This window comes from Paroceanicella profunda (genome assembly GCF_005887635.2).
Lineage (GTDB): Bacteria > Pseudomonadota > Alphaproteobacteria > Rhodobacterales > Rhodobacteraceae > Paroceanicella > Paroceanicella profunda.
This window is the reverse complement of record NZ_CP040819.1, coordinates 568467-586520: the sequence shown is the minus strand read 5'-3', so window position 1 is coordinate 586520 and position 18054 is coordinate 568467. Positions and strand designations below refer to the sequence as shown.

General features: G+C 74.8%; 8 protein-coding genes and 1 pseudogene. 3 read left to right on the top strand and 6 right to left on the bottom strand.

Features of this window, described 5'->3' with window-relative positions:
- The first annotated feature begins 1776 nt into the window (after positions 1-1776).
- On the top strand, positions 1777-1986 hold the full coding sequence (locus FDP22_RS25005; RefSeq protein ID WP_143972289.1) for a hypothetical protein: 210 nt from the start codon (positions 1777-1779) through the stop codon (positions 1984-1986).
- 216 nt (positions 1987-2202) lie between these two features.
- Here the strand turns inward: FDP22_RS25005 and FDP22_RS20695 are convergent, their stop codons facing one another.
- The 3 genes from FDP22_RS20695 to FDP22_RS20685 all read right to left on the bottom strand — a co-directional run bounded on the left by FDP22_RS20695 (position 2203) and on the right by FDP22_RS20685 (position 5089).
- Positions 2203-2865 carry a flavin reductase family protein gene (locus FDP22_RS20695; RefSeq protein WP_138573996.1) on the bottom strand — a complete coding sequence of 221 codons (663 nt, stop codon included), beginning with the start codon at positions 2863-2865 and terminating at the stop codon, positions 2203-2205.
- Positions 2866-3523: 658 nt separating this feature from the next.
- On the bottom strand, positions 3524-4159 hold the full coding sequence (locus FDP22_RS20690) for a 2-dehydro-3-deoxy-6-phosphogalactonate aldolase (protein WP_138573998.1): 636 nt from the start codon (positions 4157-4159) through the stop codon (positions 3524-3526).
- A 3-nt stretch (positions 4160-4162) separates the two neighbouring features.
- Complete coding sequence (locus FDP22_RS20685; protein ID WP_138574000.1) at positions 4163-5089, bottom strand: 2-dehydro-3-deoxygalactonokinase; 927 nt, start codon at positions 5087-5089, stop codon at positions 4163-4165.
- Positions 5090-5509: 420 nt separating this feature from the next.
- Between FDP22_RS20685 and FDP22_RS20680 the strand changes: the two are divergent.
- Positions 5510-6207: pseudogene (locus FDP22_RS20680) on the top strand (IclR family transcriptional regulator).
- A gap of 475 nt (positions 6208-6682) precedes the next feature.
- Complete coding sequence (locus FDP22_RS20675) at positions 6683-7912, top strand: amidohydrolase family protein (RefSeq protein WP_138574004.1); 1230 nt, start codon at positions 6683-6685, stop codon at positions 7910-7912.
- A gap of 701 nt (positions 7913-8613) precedes the next feature.
- Here FDP22_RS20675 and FDP22_RS20665 read toward each other — a convergent pair.
- The 3 genes from FDP22_RS20665 to FDP22_RS20655 form a co-directional block, all read right to left on the bottom strand.
- Complete coding sequence (locus FDP22_RS20665; RefSeq protein ID WP_138574006.1) at positions 8614-9804, bottom strand: EAL domain-containing response regulator; 1191 nt, start codon at positions 9802-9804, stop codon at positions 8614-8616.
- Between the two features lie 288 nt (positions 9805-10092).
- Positions 10093-14871 (bottom strand): ATP-binding protein, encoded by a 4779-nt coding sequence (locus tag FDP22_RS20660; RefSeq protein ID WP_138574008.1) that lies wholly within the window; start codon positions 14869-14871, stop codon positions 10093-10095.
- Positions 14868-17810, bottom strand: coding sequence for a transporter substrate-binding domain-containing protein (locus tag FDP22_RS20655; protein WP_138574010.1), 2943 nt, complete (start codon positions 17808-17810; stop codon positions 14868-14870). Before FDP22_RS20655 ends, FDP22_RS20660 begins: the two co-directional genes overlap by 4 nt.
- Positions 17811-18054: the final 244 nt, after the last annotated feature.

Sequence of the window (18054 nt, the reverse complement as noted above, 5' to 3'; positions counted from 1 at the left end):
CTCGCTCACCGAGGCCTGCAAGAACCTGGTGAACAACGCCTTCCGCCACGCATCCTGCCGGTGACCCTGCGTGTGAGCGCGGCGGCGCCCGGCACCGCGACCATCGGGTGCGAGATCGTGGCGCCGGCCCGCCCGAGGACCATTGGCGCGATGCCGGCGCCCGCTTCTCGCGCCGCCGGTGTCACGCCGGACGGCGCCGGCCTGGGCCTTGCCATCGTGCATGCCGTGGCGCGGGCGCATTCCGGCCGGCTGGCCTTCGCCCGGGCGCCGAAGGCGGTTTCGAAGCCGCGCTCGTGCTGCCCGCCGTGCCCGGCCCGCCGGAGGCCGGAGCATGACCGCGCGCCGTCCGGACGGCGTGTCCGGAACGCGGCGGCCCGTGGCCCCCGCGGCACGCGACGGGAGCGCGCGCGCGGCCCCTGGCCTCCTTCGAAGGGAAACAGGATGACTTTCGGCCGGACACTCCGCGCCTGCTCGCTCGCCTCGCCGCCCTGCTCTGGCCCTGCCGCGCCCGGGTCCCGCGCAGGAGACGGCTTTGCCGGCCCGGGGCGTCGCGGCCCCCGTCACTCCCGCCGCAGGGCAGGGCGCCTCGCCCCCCACCGGCGCGCGTGAGGCCGCCGCGCCGCGCGCCGCGCAAGGCCCGGCGGCGCTGCGGGACGCCGGGGAGGAAGGCTCGCCAAGCGGCACGCAAGGCCCGGCAACGCCGCAGGGCGCGCGGGAGGAGGGCTCGCCGAACCGCACGCAGGGTTTGGCGGCGCCGCGAAGCGCGGGTGAGGCCGCCGCCCCGCGCGGCACGCAAGCCCGGTGGCGCCGCGAGACGCAGGGGAGGAAGGCTCGCCAAGCGGCAAGCAGGGTCCGGCAGCGCCGCAGGATGCACGGAGGGGGGCACCGCCCCGTCCCCTGATGGCCCGCACGCCGGAGGGGCGCGGGACGCCGCCGTGCCGGAGGCGGCGCGCGGGCCGATCGGGCGGGGCGCGCCGACGCCCTCGGTGCCCGAGGCGGTGGCCGAGTTCGGCGTGGCGCCGCCGGAGGGCTGGCTGGTGGTGCGCGGGGCGGCGGACATCGGCGCCTTCGCGCCGTTGCTGCGCGCCTTCCTCGCCACCCGCGCCGACCTGGGCGTGCGCTATGAGCAATGGGGCTCGAACCCGCTGGGGGCGGAGACGGCGGCGGGCTGCGCCGGCCGGGCGCCGGTGGCGGATCTCGTCATCAGCTCGGCGGTGGACCAGCAGGTGAAGCTGGTGAACGACGGCTGCGCGCAACCGCATCTCTCCGAGGCCACCACCGCCCTGCCGCTGGCGGAGAATTGGCGCAACGAGCTCTTCGGTGTCACGCGTGAGCCGGCGGTGATCATCTACAACCGCCGGCTGGTCTCCCCCGAGGAGGCGCCGCGCTCGCGATTCGACCTCATCGACCTCCTGCGCCCGGCGAACACCCGCTTCGCCGGGCGGGTGGGCACCTATGACATCGAGGCCTCCGGGCTGGGCTATCTCTTCGCCTTCGCCGATGCGCAGCAGGCCACCACCTTCGGCAGCCTGCTGGAGGCCTTCGGGCGCACCGGGGCCATCGCCACCTGCTGCTCGCTGGAGATCGCCGACGCGGTGGCCTCCGGGCGGCTGCTGATCGGCTACAACATCCTCGGCTCCTACGCGCTGGCCCGCGCGGAGGAGAACCCGGACCTCGCGGTGGTCGCCCGCAGGACTATACGCTGGTGCTGTCGCGCGCCGCCTTCATCCGCGGCAGGCCCCGCATGGCCGCGCGGCGGCGGCCCTGCTGGACTTCATGCTGTCGGACGCGGGGCGCGCCGCGCTCATCCGCTCCCGGCTGATCGTGCGCTTCGGAGACCCGGAGGAGGCGGATCTGGACATGCCGGACGGCGCCGCCTCCATCCTGCGGCTGATCCCGCTCTCCGCCGCCCTGCTCGCCGCCACCGACCGGCAGAAGAAGGCCCTGTTCACCGAACGCTGGCGCGCCAACCTGCGCACGGAATGATCCTCCCGGCAGACGGCAGACGGCAGACGGCAGACGGCAGACGGCAGACGGCAGACGGCAGACGGCAGACGGCAGACGGCAGACGGCAGACGGCAGACGGCAGACGGCAGACGGCAGACGGCAGACGGAAGGCGACCCCTATCGGGCGAGTGCCGCCTGCGGCAGGTGGCCAGTGGCTGCCCCCGGCTGAGCGCCACAGATGGCAGGCCCCCGGGCTCAGCTCTCCTCGGTCGCGGCGAGGCTTTCCTGCCACCGCGCGAGGCTCATCGAGGGCAGGTCGAACCGGTCACGCAGGGTGGAATAGCCCTGTCCGCCCAGGCGGCCCACCGCGTCCAGCCCGGCCGGGTCCACGTGCAGGCGCTCGTTCACCAGGTCCGCGCGGATGTGCATCGCCAGCACCTCGCCCAGCACGATCTCGCGTGAGCGGCCGATGGACAGCGTGGTGTAGTTGCGGCACTCCAGCGCCACCGGCGCCTCGGCGATGTAGGGGCAGCCCACGCGCGCGCCCGGAACGGCGGTGAGCCCGGCCGCGGCCAGTTCGTCCACCTCCGGCGGGAAGGGCACCGCGGTGACGTTCATCGCCTCCACCAGCGCGTGGTCCACTATGTTCACGGTGAATTCCTGGGTGAGGCGGATGTTGTTGCTTGTGTCCTTGCGGCGCATGTCGGCGTGGTTCTCCACCCCGAGCGCCAGCAGTGCCGGGTCATGCGACAGCACGTTGAAGAAACTGTAGGGCGCGGCGTTCACCCGGCCCTCCGGGTCCACCGTGGTCACCCAGGCGATGGGGCGCGGCACGACCGAGCCGATGAGCAGCTTGTAGCGCTCGAGCGGGCTCAGCGTGTCGAAGTCGAAGCGGCGGCGCGGGGCGTCTGCACTCATGGCGGGTCCTTCTGTCTGTCCCGACGCGGCGACCTGCCGCGGGACTGCGGAAGACCGGCCGCGCCCGGAGCGGCGCTAGGGGCGCGCCGGAGGGCGTTTCTGTCCACCCGCTTGTGCTGTGTATGCAAAACGATGTCAAGATCGTATCCAATCCAGACCCGAAAGTGTCGCGGCTCCGAAGCGGGCCCGTCACGCGGCCGGCGCGTGCAGCGGTGCAGCCTGCACCACGGACGGAGGCTGACGAGAGGCCGGAGCAGGTCTCCCTGGCCATGCCCGGGCGGGCCGCCTGCCCGGTTGCGTCCGGAAGGTCCCGTCGATCCGACAGCGCCAGCGGGGCACTCCGCCCGGGCGAGCGTACCCGGCCGGTGCGCGGGGCGGGCCGAAGCCGTCCGTGTTCCGCCTTCGGCTGTCATGCCTGGCGCACAGCCCTCCGCCCGGGCGCGGGCTCCCGAACGCGCGAACCCGGCCCGGGCGGGCCGAAGCCGTCCGTGCCCCGCCTTCGGCTGTCATGCCTGGCGCACGGCCCTCCGCCCGGGCGCGCGGGCTCCCGAGCGCGCGAACCCGGCGGGGGGCCGAATCCGTCCGTGGCCTTGCCTTGGCCGTCATTCCCGGCGCACGGCCCGCCGGCGCAGGCGCACCCGGCCGGCGCGCCGATGGCTCAGCCCTCGGAGAGGGCGTCCCAGGCGGCCACGGCGGCACGGGCGCGCACGCCCACCTCCTCGGCGGTGAAGCCCGGCTTGTAGAGGCTGGAGCCGAGGCCGAAGGCGCCGGTTCCGGCCGCCACATAGGCCGCGAAATCGGTCTCCGACACGCCGCCCACCGCGCCCACCACCGCATCGGCCGGCAGCACCGCGCGCAGCGCCCGGATGCCCGAGGGCCCCAGCACGCTGGCGGGGAAGAACTTCAGCGCCGAGGCCCCGGCCTTCAGTGCCGTGAAGGCCTCGGTGATGGTGAACACCCCGGGCATGGTGACCATGCCCAGCGTGGTGGCGCGGCGGATCACCGCCGGCTCCACGTTCGGGCTCACCACCAGGGTGCCGCCGGCGCCGTGCAGCCGGTCCACCTGCGCCGGCTCCAGCACCGTGCCCGCGCCGACGAGGCAAGTGTCGGGCGCGAGACGCCGGGCCAGCTCGATGGAGCGGAACGGGTCCGGCGAATTCAGCGGCACTTCCAGCGCCTCGAACCCGGCCTCGATCAGCGCGGCGGCGATGCCCTCGATCTCCTGCGGGCCGACGCCGCGCAGGATGGCGACAAGCGGGCGCCGGGGCGCGGGCCAGGGGGTGCTCTGGGTCATGCTTCAGTCTCTCCGGTTCCGGGTGGGCCACAGGCGCGTGGCGGCGGCAAAGAGCCCCGCCCGCGCGGCCCCGTCTGCATCTATGCGCCGGGTGGTGCAGCCGGCAAGGGCAAGTGCCGTGCCATAACGCTCCGCGATCGCGCCGGAGGCGATCAGCGTCACCTCCTCCGGCAGGCCGGCCAGTGCCCGGGCGGCGGCGATCTCCGCGCCGATCAGCAGGCCGGAAAGCGTGCCACCGCCCGTGCCCGGCGCGGCGAAGCCCAGCAGGCCGCCGGCGCGGATGCGGAAGAACTCCGACACCAGGGCCTCCGGGCGGGCCAGCGCCCGCCGGACCGCCGCCGCGAAGGCCGCCGCGGCCGCCTCGCCCTCGGGCTCCGCGAGCGAATGCGAGAGGATGGTGTGATGCCCCAGGGCGGCGAACATCTCGCCGGTCATCACGGTGGAGAAACCGTCGATCCGGGTGCCCGACAGCCGTACCCACTTGGAATGCGTGCCGGGCATGCAGGCGAGCCCGGCGCCGTCCTGCCCGGCGAAGGCGCCCAGAAGCTGGGTCTCCTCACCGCGCATCACGTCCGGCGCGGCCGGGTCGCGCTGCGCGACGCCGGGCAGGATGCGCACCTCGCGCGCCGCGTGCTCCGGGCGCACGCAGTGGTCCGCCACCCTGTCCAGCGCGGCCGGCGTGTCGACATAGGGTGCCTCGATCCAGCCCTGCCGTGCCCCGGCCATGCCGCAGACCACCACCGGCAGGTCCGCGGGCGCGGAGAGCGCCGCGAGGTGGCTCTCCAGCACCGTGCCGAAGCCGCCGCCGGTGAGCCCGGACATGCCCTGGTCGCTGCGGCGCTCGGCCAGCGGCGCGCCGGACGCGTCCAGCAGCCAGAGCCGGAAGCTCGAGGTGCCCCAGTCCACCGCGGCGCAGAACGCCCCGCTCATGCCGTCTCGCCCCGTGCCGCTTGCGTCAGCCCGCTGCCTGCCCTCACCATGGTCGCTGTCCCTTCGCCCGGAGGAATCGCCCGTCGGGGAGTTCCACTATCCGGAATTGACTTCTGTTATCCGGAACGATAGAAAGCCCGTGTGGTGCCTGTCAAGCGACCGGGCGCGTGTCGGGGCCCTGGCCCGGGGGCGCGCGATGTCCGCGCAGCCTGGCTCCGCCCGGGAGGCGCGGTCTGCGAGGACGCGTTTCGGCGGGGCGCACGGGCAGGTGGTGGGGGCTGCTGGACCGGGCGGTCCGCAAACGGGGGTGGGGCGACGATGGGACGACGCATACCGGGCGAATTCGGCTCGGAGAGGCAGACCGGAACCCTCGGCAAGGCCGTCGACGTGCTCGAGATCATTGCCTCGGCCGAAGGGCCGATGCGCTTCACCGACATTCTGAACGTCTCCGGCCAGCCGCGCGGCACCCTGCACCGGCAGCTGACCAATCTCGCCGCCGAGGGGCTGGTGACCATCGACCGCGGGCACTCCTACTCCCTGGGGCTGCGGCTGCTGAAATTCGCCTCGCGCGCCTGGGCGGAGAACGCCTTCCGCGCCGTGGCCGAGCCCTACCTGCGCCGCCTTCACGACGCCACCGGCGAGACCGTGCATCTCGCGGTGCTCAGCGGCGATTCGATGGTCTATCTCGACAAGGTCGAGAGCCGGAAGGCGGTGCGGATGCATTCCCAGATCGGCAACACCGCCCCCTGCATTGCACCGGCGTGGGCAAGGCCGCGCTCTCCACCCTCGACGCGGAGGAGGTCGCGGCCGTGGTCGCGCGCCTCGACTTCGAGCGCTTCACCGGCAACACCCACACCGGGCCCGGCCCGCTGCTGGAGGAACTGGCCCGCGTGCGGGCGGAGGGCGTGGCCTTCGACCGCGAGGAACATGGCCCCGGCATCCGCTGCGTGGCCGCGCCCATCCCCTCCTCGGGGCGCAGCCGGGCGGCGGGCCTCTCCGTCACCGGGCCGATCTTCCGCGCCGACGAGGGCCGCATGCAGCTCTGGGCCCGCCTGGTGCGCGAGGCCGCCACCGAGGTGACCGAGGAACTGCGCGCCCGCCTCGGCCCCCGCGCCTGAACGATCCGGCTCCGCGGCGCCGCCCCGGCGCCTCCCGCATCCGCGCGATCCGGTGTCCCGGCCCGGCCGCCGGGCGCTCCTGCTCCCGGCATCCTGCGCCCGCGCAGCGCGCCCTCTGTATCGAGCGCCCCGCCGCAGCAGAGCCCGCCACTGCCTCCGCCCCCACCGGCGACGCACCAGCGCGCCCCGCCGCCGGGCGGTGCATCGCCCTGTCCCCGGCGCCCCTCCCGCAGTGCGACGGCGATGCACGCGGGGCCCGATGCGCCCGCCGTCCGGCGCACCACGCCCCGCGGTCCGTCGGCGCGGCCTGACGTCCCGCTGCCCGCGCGTATCCCCTCCCGCACTGTTGCTGGGGTGCAGGCTGGAAGACCGATGCGCTCCGCTCTCCGTCGGGCGGGGACCTGCCTGCGCGGCCGGGGCTTTCTCACCGCGCGCGGCCGTGCCATCAAGGGGGCGGGGCAGCAGGGGGAGCCGCATGGAATTCGATCTCGTCATCGCCGGGGCGCGCGTCGGGCCCGGGGCGCCTCTGGACATCGGGGTGCGCGACGGGCGTATCGCCGCCATGGCGCGGGGCCTGCCCGGCGGCGCGCGGCGGGTGGAGGCGGGCGGCGCCTTCGCCTTTGCCGGCTTCGTGGAAAGCCATATCCACCTCGACAAGGCCTGCATCCTGGAGCGGTGCCCGATCTGCGAGGGCACGCTGGCCGAGGCGATTACCGGCAGCGCGAAGGCCAAGGCCGCCTTCACCGAGGCGGACGTCTCCGCCCGCGCCGACCGGGTGCTGGAGATGGCCGTGCTGCAGGGCACCACGCGCCTGCGCTCCTTCGTGGAGGTGGACCCGCGCGCCGGCCTGCGCTCCTTCGCGGCGCTGCTGGAGCGGCGCTCGGCCTGGGCGGAGGCCATCGACATCGACCTCTGCGCCTTTGCGCAGGAAGGCCTCACCAACGAGCGGGAGACCGCGGAGCTCCTCGTCGCGGCGCTGGCGGGCGGTGCCGGTTCCGTGGGCGGCTGCCCCTATACCGATCCGGACCCGGTGGCGCATGTCACCGCCATCCTCGACCTCGCGGAGCGCTTCGGCGTGCCGGCGGATTTCCACGCCGATTTCGACCTCGACCCGCAGGGCTCCATCCTGCCGGAGATCATCGCGCAGACCGCGGCGCGCGGCCTCGGCGGCCGGGTGTCCGTGGGCCATGTCACCAAGCTCTCGGCCATGGCGCCGGAGGCGGTGGCGCGGCTGGCCGAGGGGCTGGCGCGCGCGGGCGTGGCGGTGAGCATCCTGCCGGCGACGGACCTTTTCCTCGGGGGGCGGGGCGTGGACCGGCTGGTGCCGCGCGGCCTCGCGCCGGCCATGGCCCTGCGCGCGGCGGGGGTGACGGTTTCGCTCGCCAGCAACAACATCCTCAACCCGTTCACCCCGTTCGGGGACGCGTCGCTGGCGCGCATCGCGAACCTCTATGCCATCGCCGGCCAGGTGGCGACGGATGACGGCATCGCGGCGCTGTTCGACATGGTGGCCGCCGCCGCCGCCCGACAGCTGGGCGCGCCGCATGGCCTGCGCGCGGGCGGTCCGGCAGACATCGTGCTCCTCGACGCGCCGGACCCGGTGACGGCCCTGCGCGGCCCGGCGCCGGTGCTGGCGGGCTGGAAGGCCGGCCGCCAGACCTTCCGCCGCCCGCGCGCGGAGCGGCTGGCCGGCCCCAAGGCCTGACACCCGCGCCCCTGCGGAAGGGCTCGCGGAGGCGCCGGTTCCCCGATGCTGCCCACCCCCGCAGGGTGGCGAGGCGCCTTGCCGGGGAGCCCCGGCCGCCTTCACCGGCAGGGCGATGGCGTCAACGGCGCGCGACCGGCCCCGGGAAACATCGCCCCCGGTGCCCCGGGCGCCCCGGGGGGGACAGCGCGAGGGCGCGGCGTTGAACGGCAGGCGTTCGCTGCCTCCCCCGGTCGTTGAACGGCGGGCCTCCGCCCCCCTCCGCCGGTCAGCGCCCGTGGGCGCGGCAGACCGCGCCGGTTCACCCGCAACGCAGAACGCCGCGGGACTTGCGCCGGGGCCCGGGGCAGAGCAGGTTCGCTGCCCGCTGCCCGCTGCCCGCTGCCCGCTGCCCGCTGCCCGCTGCCCGCTGCCCGCTGCCCGCTGCCCGCTGCCCGCTGCCCGCTGCCCGCTGCCCGCTGCCCGCTGCCCGCTGCCCGCTGCCCGCTGCCCGCTGCCCGCTGCCCGCTGCCCGCTGCCCGCTGCCCGCTGCCCGCTGCCCGCTGCCCGCTGCCCGCTGCATCCGGGCGAGGGGCGACGGGGGGCGGGAGTGAGGGCGGACAGGGGAAGGCGCGCCGGCGGCCGCCCCGCTGTCCGGCGCGGCCACCGGGGAGATGGTTGCCCGGGTTGCAGAGGCGGGTGCCGCGGCCGGGCAGGCCCGGTCAGAGGGCGTGCCAGGCGTCGAATTCCTCCGCCGGCATCGGGCGTGCCACGAAAAAGCCCTGCACCATGTCCACGCCGAGGGCGCTCATCAGGTCCCAGTCCTCCCGGGTCTCCGTGCCCTCGGCCACCGTCTCCAGGCCGAGCGCGCGCGCCAGGGCGACGCTCGATTCCAGGATCGCCCGGGCGGTGGCATCCTGCGCCGCACCGGCCACGAACAGCCGGTCCACCTTCAGCTCGGTGAAGGGAATGCGGCGCAGTTGTTCCAGGGTGGAATAGCCGGTGCCGAAATCGTCGATCGCGAGGCCCACGCCCTTCAGCCGCAGCCGGGTGAGCACTTCGAGAGGCCGGCGCAGGTCGGTCATCAGGCGGCTCTCGGTCAGCTCGATCACCAGCGCGGTGGGGTCCACCCCGGCCGCGGCGGCGGTGTCGACGATGTAATCCGGCAGGTCCAGCCGGTCCAGCGACAGCACGGAGATGTTCACCGACACCTTCAGGTTCCGGCCGGCGGCCTGCCAGCGGCCGGCCTGCCGCACCGCCTTGCTGAACACCACGTCGGTCAGCGCGTCGATCAGCCCGTTTTCCTCGGCGCACAGGATGAACCGCGCGGGGGGCACGGGCCGGCCGTCCAGCCGCCATCGCGCCAGCGCCTCCGCCCCGATCACCTTCCCGTCGCTCACCCGCACCTTGGGCTGGAAATGCACCTCCACCGCCCGGGCGGTGATGGCCCGCGCGAGGTCTTCCGGGGTGAAGGGCACGTCGCAGTCCGGCTCCGGGCCGGGGCCGGGTGCGGGAGCCTCTGCGCGCGCGGGAAGCGCACGGGGCAGGACCGCGCGCAGCGCATCCGGCGTGATCGGCTTGGCCAGCGCGCCACGCACGTCCAGCCCATGCGCGCGCGCCAGCGACAGCGCGGTCTCCAGAATGCGCGGGTTCTCGCCGCTCATCAGCACCACGGCGCCCTGGTAGCGGGTCTCCGCCAGCAGGCGCAGGAACTCCAGCCCGTCCATGCCCGGCATGTTGAGGTCGCACAGCACCAGGTCGATGCCGGACACGCCGGTGTCGAGCGCGGCGCGCCCCTCGGCGCAGGCGGTCACCGAGGCGGCGCCCATCACGCTCAGCAGCCGGCTCACCAGCGACCGCATGAAGGGCTCGTCGTCGATGACGAGGACATTGAGGCCGCACATCACGGGCATTCACGTCTCCCTCGGCCGGGGCCGGCGGCCGGACCAGTGCGGCGCCCGGCGCAGGCCGTGCGCGCCGGGAGCGGGCCCGGCGGCCGGCCGGATCGTGGCCCGTGCCGCGGCCGGGCGCTCAGCATAATCCGCAACGCGGGCAAGGCATAGCCCGGTTCGCGGCACGCGGGGGGCAAGGCGCACCGGCGCCTGCCCGGGTCCGGGCCGGGGACGCGGGCGCCTCGGCGGGGCAGGCCCCGGGGCGCGCGCCGGCGGCACCCGCGCTGCCCGGGCGCGGCGGCGGAGGGGTCACGCCGGTCTGTCCGGGATGTCGGCCACGAGGGCGTCGATCTGGCGGAAGGCGGCGTGCAGGGTCGGCTCCAGCTTCGGATGCAGGTCGTGCAGGGTGGGCCAGTCGCCGCGCAGTCCGGCCTCCTCGAAGGCCTCGCAGAGGTCGGCCAGCACATGCGCGCCCACCGCGCGCGAGGAGGAGCGCAACTTGTGCGCGGCCTTGCAGATCGCATCGGCGGACTGGCCGCGCAGCCCGGCCTCGATCTCCCCGGCGATGCCGCGCGCGGGGTGCACGAAGTCGCGCAGGATGTCGCGCACCGTGGTCTCGTCGCTGAACATCGTCATCAGGCCGCTGGGGTCGAGCGATCGCAGCGGGGCGGGCGGCGGCGGGGCGTGCAGCATGCCGCCGGGCGCGGGGGCCACGCGCCCGCCCGGGCGGGGGGCGGTCTCCCCGTCCAGGGCGGAGACGGCCCGGCCGATGTCGCGTGCGAAACCGTGCAGCGGGGCGAGGCCGGCCTCGGGCGGCAGCGCGGCGGCGGCGCCCTCCAGCGCGCGGGCCAGGCGGGCGATCTCCCGCGCGCCGGCCTCCGCGGCGGTGGTCGCGAGGGTGGCGGCGGCGAGGCGCACGGCCTCCGCGTCGCGCCGCGCGATGCCGGCGGTGATCGAGCTGTGCAGGGTTCCGGCCCGCAGGCGCAGGGCCTCGTCGCGCGGGCGGGGCTCCGGCAGGGCCACGGCGGGCGCGCCGAGCCAGCGGCCCAGCACGTCGCGCAGCCGGGCCATGTCCACCGGCTTGGGCAGGAAATCGTCCATGCCGGCGGCCACGCAGCGCGGGCCCTCGCCCTGCAGCGCGTTCGCGGTGACGGCGATGATCGGCAGCCGGTCCGGCCCGCCGGCCTCGATCGCGCGGATGGCGCTGGCGAGTGCGAACCCGTCCATGCGCGCCATGTGGCAATCGGTGAGCAGCGCGCCATAGGCCCCCGGCGCGGCGCGGAAGGCGGCCAGCGCCTCCACCCCGTTGGAGGTGATCTCGCAGGCATGGCCCAGCCGTTCGAGCTGGCGGCGCAGCACGTCGCGGTTCGAGGGGTTGTCCTCGGCGACCAGCACCATGCGCCCGGCGGTCCGTGCCGCCTCCGGCGAGGGCGCGCGCGGCGCGGGGGCGGCGCGGGTCTCCTCCCGCGCGGCCGGGTCGAGCCGGCCGGCGGCCACGGCCACGGCGCGCAGCAGCCGGGCCCGGCGCACCGGGCGCGCATCCGTCACCACGGTGCCGGGGACGGCCGGGCCGCGCCGGCCCACCGGGTCTGTGCTCAGCAGCACGCAGGGCCCGCCCGGGCGGGCGACGCGGTACTGCGTCAGGGCCGGGGTCACGATGTCCGGCCCCAGCGCGCCGGAGATCAGCAGCACGTCGAGGCCGGGGGCGGCGGCGCGCAGGGCGGCGAGATCCGCGAGGCGCAGGGTCTCCGCGCCCTGGCGGGTGCAATAGGCGGTCACGGTGTCGGCCGTGTCGGCGTAGAGGGTCATCACCCCCAGGGTGAGGCCAGTGAGATCGGGCAGGGCGGAGGGCGCCCCGGCCGCCGCCGCATCGGGCATGAGCGGCAGGTCCACGGTGAAGCAGGAGCCCTCCTCCGGGGTGCTGGTCACGGTGATGGTGCCGCCCATCAGCTCGCTCAGCGTCTTGCAGATCGACAGGCCCAGCCCGGTGCCGCCGAAGCGCCGCGCGGTGCTGGAATCGCTCTGCGAGAACGGCTGGAACAGCCGCCCGATCGCCTCGGCGGAAATGCCTATGCCGGTGTCGCGGACCGTGAAGCGCACCATCTGCCGGCCGTCGGGGCGTGGGGTGCCGGTTGCCTCCGCGCGCAGGGAGACGGTGCGGGGGCGGCCCTCCACCCCGGCGGTGAACTTGATCGCGTTGCCCACCAGGTTGAACAGGATCTGGCGCAGGCGCACCGGGTCGGAAAGCACCTGGCCGGGCAGGTCGGGGGCGACATGCACGCTCAGCCGCACGCCGCGCTGAGCGGCGGAGAGCGCGAGGGTCTCCGCCACGCCCTCCACGACCTCCTGCACCTCCACCCCGACGACCTCCATGGTCATCTTGCCGGCCTCGATCTTGGAGATGTCGAGGATGTCGTTGATGATCTGCAGCAGGGCGAAGGCGGAATCCCGCGCGGTTTCCAGCATGGCGGACTGGTCGGCATCCATCCCGGTGTCGCGCAGCAGGTCGATCATGCCGATCACCCCGTTCATCGGCGTGCGGATCTCGTGGCTCATCATGGCGAGGAAGCTTGACTTCGCGGCGCTCGCCGCCTCGGCACGGGCGCGCAGGCCGTCGGCCAGCTTGCGCTCCTCCGAGAGGTCGGACATCATGTTGAGGGCCGCGCGGCGGGCCTCGCCCAGCTCCTCCACCCGGGCGGAGAGCTCGCGTTCCATCGCCTTGCGCGCCGAGATGTCCGTGGCCACCGCCACCACCGCATAGGGCGCGCCGGTCTCGTCCTTCAGGGGGAAGCGCGTGGTGATGAAGGTGTGCACCACCCCGTCCACGGGCATGGCTTCCTCGAACTGCATCGGCATGCCGCCGGCCAGCACCTGCGCCTCGTGCGCGCGCAGCTCGCTCACCACCTCCGGCGGGAACAGCGCCTCGTCGTCCAGCCCCTCGCAGGTGCGGCCGAACTTGCGGTCGAACTCCGCGTTGGTGAGCTGGTAGCGCCCGTCCGGGTCCTTGATCACCACGAGCATGTTGGAATTGTCGAGGATCTCCTGCAGGCGCCGGTGCGCGGCGCGGATCTCCCCCTCGGCGGCGCGCCGGGCGGTGATGTCGCGGAACACGATCACGCTGCCGATCGTCGTGCCGGCACGCAGGATCGGCGTGGTGGAATATTCCACCGGGAAGGAGGTGCCGTCCGCGCGCCAGAGCAGTTCGGCATCGGGATGCGCGGCGCTGCCCGGAGGGCGGCGCATGGTCTCGGCCACCGGTGCGCCGATGAGGTCCGCGGCCTCGTAGCCCAGCATCGCGGCCGCGGCGCGGTTCACGAAGGTGGCCACGCCCTCCGGGTCCAGCCCGATGATGCCGTCCTCCACCGAGGCGAGGATCAGGCTGCTGCGCGCTTCGGCGGCGCGCAGGGCGTCCTCGGCGGCGGAGCGGGTGCGGATGATGTCGTTGATCGCCCGGGCCAGCCGGTCCTCCGTCGAGCGCGGGTCCAGCCGGCGGCTGAAATCCCCCTTGGCGATGGCCTCGCAGATCGCGGTCATCTCGCGGTAGCTGTCGCAGAGCTCGGCGAAGCTGCGCTGCAGCTGGCCCGGTTCGTCGGCGCCGGGGGCATGCGCGGGCGTCCAGTCCGTGGCGCCGCGCGCGATGCTGCGCGCGCCCTGCACCGCCGAGCCGATGCTGCGGCTGATGTGGCGGGTGCCGAGCACCAGCAGCAGGATCGCGATGGCCTGCGCACCCAGCACCAGCCAGCCGGTGTGGGCCATCGCGCGCACCAGCGGCCCGGTTGCCATGCCCTCGGCGCTGCGCACCACCACGAGCCAGTTTCCGGCCGCCACAGGGAAGCTGGCGAAACCGATGGCCCGGCCCGTCTCCGGGTCCCGCGCCGTCAGGAACCGGCCGTCGCTGTCGCGCAGCAGCAGGGGCGCGAGCGTGGCGCCGAGCGGGAGGTCGCTGATCGGCTGGGTGCGGTGCGTGGCGCCGTCGGGCATGGTGTCGGCGATCAGCCGGTTCTGCTGGCTCAGGAGCAGGATGTCGACCCCATGGTCCCGGGCCGCGACGCCCAGGCTCGCGGCGATCGTGGGCAGGGACTGCCCCACCCCGGCCACGCCGCGGAACACCCCGTCGACCACCACGGGGGCCAGCGTGTCCACATGCACCTGATCGGCATGAGCATGGGGCTCGCTCACCGTGGGGCCGCGCATGCCGGTGGCCAGGAAGGCGTTGCGCACCCCGGTGTAGGGGAGGCTGGTATCCAGGTCGTCGAGCGCTTCGAGATGCAGGGTGCCGCTCAGCGGGTCGCGCTCCCACCGGGGCAGGAAGCGGCCCCGCGCGTCGAAGGCCCGGGCGATGCCCGGCTGTGCCGCGTCGGCAAGCGCGCCGTCGCCCGGCGCCCCCGGGGCAGCACCGGGACTGGCCTGCCCGCCGGGCGCTTCCGCGGAGGTCTCTCCAGGGGCCTGCCCGCCGGATGCGCCCGCTGCGGTGTCGCCAGGGGGTTGCCCGCCGGGTGCGTCCGCTGCGGTGTCGCCGGATGTCTGCCCGCGGGTCCCCTCCTGAGACGTGCCGGGAGCCTGTCCGTCGGGCGTCTGCGCGTCGGTGGCGGGCACGTCCTCCCCGGGGGCCGCACCGGGAGCGGCCTGCGGGCCGGATGCGCCGGGGCCGGCGGGGGCCTGCCCGCCGGGTGCGCTGCCCGGGAGGCCAGTGTCTCCGGGAGCGGCGCGGGGCGGCACGGGCGGGCCGGGGGCGGCGTCGTAGGCGACATAGGCGGAGGTGAAATCCGGCGCATGCTCCATCACCCGGCGCAGGAAGGCGACGGACCCGGGCAGGTTGCCGTAGAGGCCGGAGGCCTGCACGTCCGCCATCATCTGCGCCGCGGTCATCGCCCGCGCGTTGCCGAGTTCGATCTGCCGGGCAACCTGCGCGGCGACGCCCACCAGGTGCTCCCGCTCCTGCCGGGCGGCCTCCCGGCTCACGTGCCAGTTGCCGAAGGCGAGGGCGAGGGAGATCAGCACCGTGGCCGGCAGCAGGGCGAAGAAGGTCAGCCGCCCGCCCAGGCTGGCGCGCGGGTCCAGCCAGCGGGACAGGCGCGCCAGCATCATTCCGCGATCTCGTAGGCCGCCGGGCGGGCCAGCTCCGCGCGCAGCGCGTTCACCTCGGCCTTGAGCGCGATCATCCGCATCTCGCGCCCCACGGCCATGCGCGAGAAGCGCTCCAGCTCCTCCATCTTCTCGCCGAGGCGGGCCTCCGTGGCCAGCCGCTCCGTGATGTCGTCCAGCCAGCCGATGAACCCCTCGCCGGAGGGGTTCTCCCGGCAGGTGAACAGCGTGTCCACCCGGGTGCCGCGCGCATGGCGCAGCGCGAGGTGCAGGGCGTCGGTGCGCCCGTGCCGCGCCAGCCGGGCGAAGAGGTCCTGCCGCCGGGCGTCATCGAGGAAGAACGCGCCCAGCGAGGCCTGCTCCAGCCGGTCCGGCGCCACGCCGAGCATCTCCGCCAGGCGCGGGTTGAAATACTCCAGCCGTCCGTCCGGGCGCATCATCGTGGCGCCCAGCGGGCTGGCGGCGAGGATGGTCTTCAGCATCGCCTCGCTGGAGCGCAGCGTGTCCTCGGCCCGGCGCCTGTCCGTCACGTCGAGGATCAGCCCGTCCCAGTGCCGCCCGCCGCCGGGCAGCTCATAGGCGCGCATGCTCGCGTCCAGCCAGCGCTCCGTGCCGTCCGGCGCGCGGATGCCGAAGGCGAGGGCGAGCGCGCCCTGCCGCGTGTCCAGCGCGCCCTGCAGGGCGGCGCGCACGCGCGCGTTGTCTCCGGGCAGCACGCGCTCGAAGAAGGCCGCGGTGCTCGGCGCCTCGCCGGGGCGGTCCATCGCGAACATCCGGCGCATGTTGGCGCTGCAATAGGTGAACACCACCTCGCCGCGCGGGCCGGCGCCGAACTGGAACACCATGGCCGGCAGGTTGTCGGCCAGGCCGCGCAGGCGCTCGCTCTGGCGGCGGTTCTCCTCCAGCGCCCGGCCCAGGCTCTGCTCGGAGCGCTTGCGCTCGGTCGTGTCGGTCACGATGGTCACCACGCCGCCGCCGGCCAGCGGGCTGCCGCGGATCTCGATGAAGCGGCCGTCCGGGCGCGGGCGTTCCATGGCGGAGATCTTGAAGCTGCGCATGCGCTCCAGCCGCTCGGCGAACAGGCGCTCTGGGTCTCCGGGGCCGAACTCGTCATGCTCGACATCGTAGCGCAGCAGCGCCTCGAAGGGCATGCCCTCGCGCAGCATGTCCTCCGGGTAGCCGCGGATCTCGACGAATTTGCGGTTCCAGGTGATCAGCCGCAGCCCGCGGTCGAAGGCCACCACGCCGACCGTCATCGCGTCCATCACCACCTGCAGCAGGTTGCGCTGGCGCTCCAGCTCCAGCGCCTGCTCGGTGATGCGCAGCTCCGCCACCCGGCGCTCGCGCATCTCGCGGCGCAGCCGGCGGTTCCACAGCACCACGACGATGAGCAGCGCCACCACCGCGCCCGTCACCGGCACGCCCCAGGCCAGCACGGTCCGGATGTCCGGCCCGGTCTCGAGGCGCAGCGCCGCCCAGCGGTTGCGGAAACTGTCCATGTCCCGCGGGTCGATCGCGTCGATCGCCGTCTGCAGCACGTCGCGCAGCACGGTGTCGCCCTTGCGCACCGCCATGGCGTAGCTGGTGGTGAACCCGGTGCTGGAGGCCACCTTCACGTTGCCCAGGTCCAGTTCGTCGAGCGCGTGGCCCGCCATCATCAGGTTCGCGATGGCCACGTCGATCCCGCCGTCCGAGAGCGCGGTGAGCAGGGTGGTCATGTCCGGCGCGCTCTCCAGCGCCAGCCCCGGATGGCTGCGCTCCACCTGGTCATGCACCGGGGAGCCGTAGACCACCCCGACCCGCAGCCCCTGCAACCCGTCGATGTCGCGCAGGAAGGGCGCGTTCGTGCGGGTGAGCAGCACCACGGGCGCCGTCAGGTAGGGCCGGGTGAAATCCAGCAGCCGGTCGGTTTCCGGCCCGGGCTGGGCGGCGGAGATGAAATCGGTCTCCCCGGCGGTGAGCGCGGCCACCTGCTCGGCGAAGTTGCGGTCCGGCGTCATCTCCAGCATCAGCCCGGTGCTGGCGGACACCCGGGAGAGAATGTCGGAGACGATGCCGGCATGGGTGCCGTCGGCATCGGTGAATTCCACCGGTATGAGGTTGAAGCGGGCGCTGAAGCGCAGCCGCGGATGCGCCTGGACGAAGGCGCGCTCTGCGGGGGTGAGGTCCAGCGCGCCCAGGTAGCTCTCCTCCCGCATGCCCAGATCCGGCAGCCAGCGCCGCACCAGCGCGAAGCGCTCCTGCGGGGTGACGGTGTCGAGCCCCTTCTGCAGCAGGCCCAGCAGCACCGGGTTGCCGCGCAGCACGCCGATGCGCAGGTGCATGTCCGCCACGCCGCGCAGGGTGTCGTCGAGATGCATGACGAGGCCGTTGGCCGGCCCGGTGTCCAGCAGGTGGCCGATGGTGCCGGCGGTGTCGAGCAGCGCGTCGATCGTCCCGTCCACCAGCTCCTCGAACCCGGAAGTCACCGATTGCAGCGGCACGATCTCGAGGCCCGGCCGGGTGCGGCGCACCAGGTCCAGCAGGGCGGAGCCGGACACGACCCCCACCCTGCGCCCGGCAAGCTGGTCCAGCCGGCGGATGGCGGAATCCTCCGCCCGCAGCGCCAGCGCCGGCGGATTGTAGACATAGGCGGAGGTGAAGTCCATGAGCGCGTCGCGCTCCGGCGTGCGGTAGACCGCCGGCATCACGTCGATCTCGCCGCGCAGGAAGCCGGTCATCATCTCGCCCCACGGCAGGCCGTTCACGAAGCGCAGGCGCACGCCCAGCCGGCTTGCGATCAGCGACATGAGCTCGACGCTCATCCCCTCCGGCCGCCCGGAGATGGTGGCGTTGAACGGCGCCCAGTCCATCGTGTTGGCGACACTGATCACCGGATGCGCCGCCACCCAGGCCCGTTCCTGCTCGCTCAGGGCCACCACGCCGCCGGGCAGCGGCTGCATCTGGGCGCTGGCCGGCAGCGCGCCCTGCAGGGCGGCGAGCAGGAGCGCGGCGCAGATGAGCAGGGTTGCGTGACAGGCCCGGCGCGCCGCGCGGGCAGGGCGCAGCCGGACGGGCCGCGCGGCGCGGTCCGGGGCCCTCCGCGCGGGCCGGGATGCGCCGGCCGGAGGGGCGCAGACCGGTCCCCCGCCGGGCTCCGCGCTCCCCGCCTGGTCAGGGGCGAATCCGGGCCTGCCACCGGCCGGA

What these genes read in the sequence shown, in the direction of transcription:
- FDP22_RS20655 (WP_138574010.1), bottom strand. Translation starts at nt 17,810, where the DNA reads ATGCAGCCGCTGCCCGGCGGCGTGGTGGCCCTGAGCGAGCAGGAACGG.
- FDP22_RS20690 (WP_138573998.1), bottom strand. Translation starts at nt 4,159, where the DNA reads ATGACCCAGAGCACCCCCTGGCCCGCGCCCCGGCGCCCGCTTGTCGCC.
- FDP22_RS25005 (WP_143972289.1), top strand. Translation starts at nt 1,777, where the DNA reads ATGCTGTCGGACGCGGGGCGCGCCGCGCTCATCCGCTCCCGGCTGATC.
- FDP22_RS20695 (WP_138573996.1), bottom strand. Translation starts at nt 2,865, where the DNA reads ATGAGTGCAGACGCCCCGCGCCGCCGCTTCGACTTCGACACGCTGAGC.
- FDP22_RS20660 (WP_138574008.1), bottom strand. Translation starts at nt 14,871, where the DNA reads ATGATGCTGGCGCGCCTGTCCCGCTGGCTGGACCCGCGCGCCAGCCTG.
- FDP22_RS20675 (WP_138574004.1), top strand. Translation starts at nt 6,683, where the DNA reads ATGGAATTCGATCTCGTCATCGCCGGGGCGCGCGTCGGGCCCGGGGCG.
- FDP22_RS20665 (WP_138574006.1), bottom strand. Translation starts at nt 9,804, where the DNA reads ATGCCCGTGATGTGCGGCCTCAATGTCCTCGTCATCGACGACGAGCCC.
- FDP22_RS20685 (WP_138574000.1), bottom strand. Translation starts at nt 5,089, where the DNA reads ATGAGCGGGGCGTTCTGCGCCGCGGTGGACTGGGGCACCTCGAGCTTC.